Raw genomic sequence first — 2,769 nt, 5'->3', positions numbered from 1 at the left:
GATCAAGCGTTCCCTGATCGCCTACGACCACTAAGCGCGACCGAAGCCCTTGGACTCAATCATCTAGGGATCAAGGGCCGCGCTGGCGCGCGGCCGCCCCCGCGCGCCAGCGGCCAGCGGGCCGGGCATGCGGCTCTCTGGCCGGTCCCGGCCCGCGCCGCCGCGCGAGGGGTGCCGGGGCCGCGCGCCCCCAATAGAGGTGAGCGACGGCCTCGGGACTGGTAGGCGCCGTTGATCGGCCGGCCTGTATTCCTCGTTCTTTCTTGGTCTGTTCTCACATTCCGTGACGACAGCCTCGAAGGGCCGGTTGATCGACGCCGGCCTCCGACAGCCATTGCGCGTTGTTTGTTCAGCTAGGGCTTTGCCGCAGGAGGTGGAGGTCGTCGCCCCAGGCGTCCAGTACCGAGCTGTGACCGGCGGCGCGCGCGAATGGTTCCAGGTCGAGGAAGAGCTGGCGAGCCGTCTGCGGGGTGGCGTGCGACAGGACTGTTTCCAGGAGCGGCAGCAACCTTTCGTGGCGCCATGGAGGCGGTCCCAGGGGATGGTTCCGTAGTTCCCAGCCGAGGTACTGGTTATAGGGGCGGACCCGGCGGTGGAGAGCGAAGATGCAGGTCAGCAGGGGAGGAATAGCTTCAGCGGCATCCAGGCGGGCTTCGGTGGCGCGTTCGTCGCGGTGGCTTTTCAGCCAGCGGTAGGCGGCGTTGACGAAGGTGTCCAGGGAGGCGGCGACTGTCTGATGGGCTTCCTCGCGTGACAGTGCTCCCTTGCCGGCGACAAGTTCACCGATGAGGCCGTCGGGCCGGTCTTTGAGGACGCGGGCATGGGTGAAGGAGTACCTGTTCCATTCCCAGCCCGATCCCGGCAGCGCGTGCGCGCGGAATTCCTCCAGGGACATGGCCTTGACGTCCAGCCGGGAGTCGCGGCGCTCTTCGTCGGCTGCCCTGTCATCGGTGGTGATCAGGTAGATGTCATAGTCGGAACGGTGCGTGGCCATGCCTTGCCGTGCCTGTGATCCGCTGAGGACGGCCCCGATGACGGCCGGGTCGGCACTGACACGGGCGAGCAGGGCAGAGAATTCTTCTCGCGCCGAGGTGTTGGTCACCGGGGCACTCCATCGCCTCCCCAGACGTGGCGGCAACGGGTTATCCCGTTGCCTGGGTGCCAGGAAGCAGAGTCATCGAGGGTGATCGCCGGGGGCGTACTTCTTCCAGGTGCCTCCGGCTTCGGCGGCGATCCTGGTGGTGCTTTTGTCGTGGTAGCCGAGTGCTTGGGCGACCACGGGAGGCGGGGCCTGCAGGACGAGTTGCCGGAGAGCGGCGGTGCGGCCTCGCTCGACGGGGACGCCGGTACCGGGACGGGACGGAGGACCAACTCGGCGCGCTCGGCCTGGTCCTCAACGCCATCGTGCTCTGGACCACGCGGTACATCGATGCCGCGGTCACCCAGCTCCAGGCCGAGGGCCACGAGATCCGCCAGGAGGACATCGCCCGGCTCTCCCCGCTCAAGCACAAGAACCTGAACCTCCTCGGCCGCTACAGCTTCACCGTCAGCGTCCCGTCCGCCGGCTCGACCCGGACGACGAGATCACGGAGTACGGCTTCATCGACTGGTTTACGCTCCAGCACTATGACCGGTTCGACGGGAAGTACCCCCCGCCGATCGCGCAGGCGGACATCGAGATCCCCATCAGTGGCACGTTCTGACCTCGCCGACCTGATGCCCCACAGGCGCTCGCCGGGCCGGGTCCTGGTCGTCACGCTGCTCGTCGTGACGGCCGGGTACCTGGCCTGGCGGGTCGCCGTCCTCGCAGGCCTGGAGGCCCACTTCGGCAGCGGCTTCGACGAGCAGCGCTTCAACCGGCTGCAGCAGGAGTACGACCGCCGCGAGGATGCCTTCGCCCGGGCCGACGCCCGGATGCGGAAGCTGATCGCGGAACACCCCCGCGCCGAACGCATCGACTGGAGCCGGTACCGGACCTGCGTCCGCGAGCCCGGCCGCCCCTCCGACACGTGCACGACGACGCCCCCGCGCGACCAGAAGGTGTACGACGCCCTCTGGGGCGTCAGCGTGATCCTCTACCAGCCCAAGGACGAGGGCCGCACGTTCTACCGCTTCTACCACGAGGACCCCCCGCGCTACACGATCATGCGCGCCCCCGAGGACACCGCGGAGGAGGCCGAGGAGTACGCGGTCGCCCACGGCTTCCGCTCCACCCGCCCCCTCGGGCCCGGCTGGACGATCCTCGGCCCGATCGACGACATCGGCCGCGAGGAGAAGCAGTTCCCGTAGGAGGGCTCGCGGAACGCTTCGCCGGGAAGCAGCAGGCACGAGAGGAGACCCCCACCCCCGTGAACACGTTACTGATCACCGCCGACCGTGTCATCGCAGGCCCCGCGGACCGGGTGACCGCCGACGGCGCCGTGCTCGTCGACGAGAGCACCGGCGCCGTATCCGCCGTCGGCCTCGCCGCCGAGCTGGACGCGACGGTGGACCCCCAAGTGCCCCGCCTGCGCTGCCCGGGCGCGACGGTGCTGCCCGGCATGACGGACTGCCACGTCCACCTCGCCTTCGACTCCGGCCCCGACCCCATCGGCACGACGGCGCAGGCCACCCCGGCAGAGCTCTCCGCAGGCATGGCGGAACGCGCCCGGCAGCTCCTGACAGCCGGAGTGACGACGCTGCGCGACCTCGGTGACCGCGACGCCCTCGCGGCCTCCTTCCGTTCCGCCATCACCTCCGGCGCCCTCCCCGGCCCCCGCATCCTCACCG

The 2,769-nt window shown here is 69.6% G+C and carries 3 protein-coding genes and 1 pseudogene; 3 read left to right on the top strand and 1 reads right to left on the bottom strand.

Going from position 1 to position 2,769, the window contains the following annotated elements; translation table 11 throughout:
- Positions 1-349: 349 nt before the first annotated feature.
- Positions 350-1,102 carry a hypothetical protein gene (locus tag IMZ11_RS41990; RefSeq protein ID WP_228649073.1) on the bottom strand — a complete coding sequence of 251 codons (753 nt, stop codon included), beginning with the start codon at positions 1,100-1,102 and terminating at the stop codon, positions 350-352.
- 206 nt (positions 1,103-1,308) lie between these two features.
- Between IMZ11_RS41990 and IMZ11_RS41985 the strand changes: the two are divergent.
- From IMZ11_RS41985 to IMZ11_RS46555, 3 genes and pseudogenes are all read left to right on the top strand, one after another.
- Positions 1,309-1,563, top strand: a pseudogene (locus tag IMZ11_RS41985) (Tn3 family transposase); the annotation flags it as partial.
- A gap of 126 nt (positions 1,564-1,689) precedes the next feature.
- Positions 1,690-2,289 (top strand): hypothetical protein, encoded by a 600-nt coding sequence (locus IMZ11_RS41980; RefSeq protein ID WP_228649075.1) that lies wholly within the window; start codon positions 1,690-1,692, stop codon positions 2,287-2,289.
- A 59-nt stretch (positions 2,290-2,348) separates the two neighbouring features.
- Positions 2,349-2,769 (top strand): amidohydrolase family protein (locus IMZ11_RS46555; RefSeq protein WP_228649071.1); only part of this gene is annotated, 421 nt, incomplete at its 3' end.

Source organism: Microtetraspora sp. AC03309 (assembly GCF_020826795.1).
Lineage (GTDB): Bacteria > Actinomycetota > Actinomycetes > Streptosporangiales > Streptosporangiaceae > Microtetraspora > Microtetraspora glauca.
The sequence above is the reverse complement of the archived record's forward strand: the minus strand, read 5'-3'. Positions and strand labels throughout refer to the sequence as shown.